At 34.3% G+C, this 3,126-nt stretch carries 3 protein-coding genes; 1 reads left to right on the plus strand and 2 read right to left on the minus strand.

Translation table 11 applies throughout. The features are described 5' to 3' along the window. A partial coding sequence (locus tag GSY74_RS10310; RefSeq protein WP_223157531.1) for an Rpn family recombination-promoting nuclease/putative transposase occupies window positions 1–504 on the plus strand: 504 nt, incomplete at its 5' end. Between the two features lie 236 nt (window positions 505–740). Here GSY74_RS10310 and GSY74_RS10315 read toward each other — a convergent pair. Together GSY74_RS10315 and GSY74_RS10320 are read right to left on the minus strand one after the other, a co-directional pair. Continuing rightward, window positions 741–2,564, minus strand: coding sequence for a hypothetical protein (locus tag GSY74_RS10315; RefSeq protein WP_164665017.1), 1,824 nt, complete (start codon window positions 2,562–2,564; stop codon window positions 741–743). Between the two features lie 14 nt (window positions 2,565–2,578). Continuing rightward, window positions 2,579–3,100: a hypothetical protein gene (locus GSY74_RS10320; protein ID WP_164665018.1), complete on the minus strand. Its 522-nt coding sequence runs from the start codon at window positions 3,098–3,100 to the stop codon at window positions 2,579–2,581. Between the last annotated feature and the right edge of the window lie 26 nt (window positions 3,101–3,126).

The raw sequence follows: 3,126 nt of genomic DNA on the forward strand, positions 1-3,126 counted from the left end.
AATCAAAAAGAGATGTTGGGAGTGAAAAAGATAGAGTCTATCTTTCCTGAGTACTATATATTAAAATTAAAAAAATTTGATGATAATGCAAAAGATGGTCTTGATGAGTGGATATATTTTCTAAAAAATGCAAAAATAAAAGATAGTTTTACTGCTAAAGGGATTAAAAAGGCTCAAAAAGAGTTTGATGTTATTAACCTAAAAAAGGAGGAGAGGATAGCTTATAGTGAGTATCAGAGTAATTTGCATTATGAAGCTAGTATGATTTTTTCCTCTTATGGGGTTGGTAAACTAGAGGGGATGAAAGAGGAGAGAGAGAACAGTGAAAAGAAGATAAAGCAAGAGAAAAAGAAGAGAGAAAGAGATATTGCTAAAAATCTATTAGATATTTTAGATGTTGAAACTATATCTATAAAAACAGGTCTAACTATAGAAGAGGTGGAGGGCTTGAAAAAGAGGGCTATAAACCTATATGGCAAAAACGATTTTATGAACATACCATAAGAGATGAAACAGAGTTGAGAAGTATAATCGAATACATTTACAACAATCCTGTAAAGCACGGTTGGGTGGAAAATATCAACGATTGGAAATATTCATCCCGTAGGTTCGGTAACACCGAACATTAACGGTTTGCATAAATTGAAATATCTTTTATTTATATTTTGATGTTAAAATGTTCGGTGTTCAAATAGTTTTATGAATTAATATGGCATATGTTCGGTGTTACCGAACCTACTTTAAAACTCATCAAGAAAACTAGAGACCTGACACTCTTCAAACGAGAAACTTCCTGCCTTTTCTAAATCAATAAGTTCAAGAGATAGTTGCCAGTAGGCTGTCTCTCCATTGTCTGCACAATCGGAGATATTTTTAATCGGACTATTTTCTATAAGTTTCGTAATTATTACATTTTCTGTTTTTGTAATACAATCAACTTTAGCATTTTTGACCATAAAGGTATCTTCTGTTCCTGTATCAACTCTAAAAAAGTGTGTCATGGAGGTAGGGGTGGTTGTATTTGCATCTATAGTGATTGCCTCTGGAGTTGTAACACCGTTAAAACTATACAGAGTCTGAAAATGAACCTCTCCTGCTCTTCTCTCTTTTCCTGAGAAGTTAACACTTAGAGCTATCTTTTTACCTATCATATAGTTAGGGAATTTTAGTGTTACAGATGCTTTACCCTCATCATCTAGTTGATAGGTTCCATCCGTAGAGTCGATTTGAAGCTCCCACTCTTTGGATTCGCTACTACATATCTCATTCATATAGTTGTGACCTACGGCAAAACCTAAATTGGTATGATTTTCACCATAATAGGCACTGCTCAAATTGAGTACGGTTGAACTGTTGTTATAGGTATCTATATCCCATTTTCCTAAGGCTTCACTAGTGGTAGCATCGCCAAAAAGTAGCAAAAAATCTCTCTCTGGATCTATATTGTTAAATACATCTTTGGTAGCTTTAAATGAAGCACTATGGTTATCTTTATCAGCAATAAGTTCCCCTCCAACAGAGCCAAATTTTCCGTATAAGACTCTATCTCCTTTTCCATTGTTATCCCTAAAATCTGCCATAGCCGAGACATTAATTTTGGAAGGAACATTTATTATATTGTTGTATTTATCTGATGCGGAGATAAGGAATGTCTGTGTGAACCACTTGGTCTCAGGGTTGTACTCTACACCTGTATCATTGATTGAAAATGCTGTTGGCTCACCTGAGAGAATAACCACAGAAGTTCTTCTCTCTATATCATAAACTTCACCTCTATTATTGGTATAGCTAATTGTTACATCAAAGTTTGCTATCCCTGAATTATCATATGTTTGGATATAGAAAACCATTCCATTTTGGTTATTAAATGTCAGCTCCGAGTGTGCTTGACCTTGGTCTCTATTATAGTTGTTTGGGTCGATAAGTTGCACTTGTGATGGGTCGCTACTTCTGATGGTCATAGAGTGAACTCTATCCTCTTGGACATCTGTGCCAGAGCTAAAATTGACCAAAGAGAGTTTGTATCGTTTTTTGCTATCCAGTTCTATTTTTGGTTCATCATCAACAGACTCTAGTTTAACATCATACTCAAATATAGATTGGGTATCCTCAATTGTTAAGTTGCCATCAATAGTTATCTCTTGAAATTTTGATTGGTAGGCATTTTTTGTTGAAGTTCCTTCATAGGTCAAAAGAGTGTTGCCATTTATTGTATATCCTGTAGGCAGACAAGGTTGTGTAAAATCTACGGTGAATAGAAGAGTGCGAGACTCCAATGGTTCAGAAAATTGAACTCTGTTATCCACTATATTTAGGTTACTTTCACTTATGCTACAATCATCCAAATCTAGTGATATATTGGAGAGTTCTGCTACTACGCCATCCGTATAGTTGTTTTTCATTGAGAGTTCCAAATGGAACCTCTTTTGTGATGAGTCTATTAGACTCTGTTTTGTTTGAACTTCAATCTCATCTCCTGAAGTTGATGAACTAGTAGTTCCACTATCACATGCTGTAAAGAGTAATACTACAAATAGTATGCTAAATCTAAAAAATTGTCTCATTCTAAAATCCTTTTTTAATATAAATAATTGATGGCAAATACAACTGAGCCTATATCATCAACGCTGTTGACATCAGAGAATGAATATCTATATCCCAAGTCAAAATCGACCTCTTTTATAACATTCCATGCAAGACCTGCTTGACCACCATATATGAAGCCATTATCTTCAATACTTTTATCTGTATACTTTAACCAACCGACATGACCACCAAGATATGGCTTGAAGACAATTCTATCTGTCTCATAAAAACTAGACCAGATAAATCTATCAAATGCTAACATGGTACGGAAGTATTTTTGACTGTTTTTGTTAAACTGGTGTCCTGATATGGTTGTTCGCCACTCTTCATTTTGAGCACCAAGTCTAAAACCGAACTCAACACCTCTATTCGCTTCATTTGCACCTATAACATTTCGTGATGATACTTCACCATATCCTGTCTCTATACCTAAAAATCTTTCAGAAGTAAACTCATCCTGAGATAACATAAAACTATTGAGTGTAATAATTGTTAATAATATTTTATTGAACATTTTTAAATCCTTTTATAAAAAAAACA

This window comes from Sulfurovum sp. bin170, assembly GCF_010892395.1.
Lineage (GTDB): Bacteria > Campylobacterota > Campylobacteria > Campylobacterales > Sulfurovaceae > UBA1140.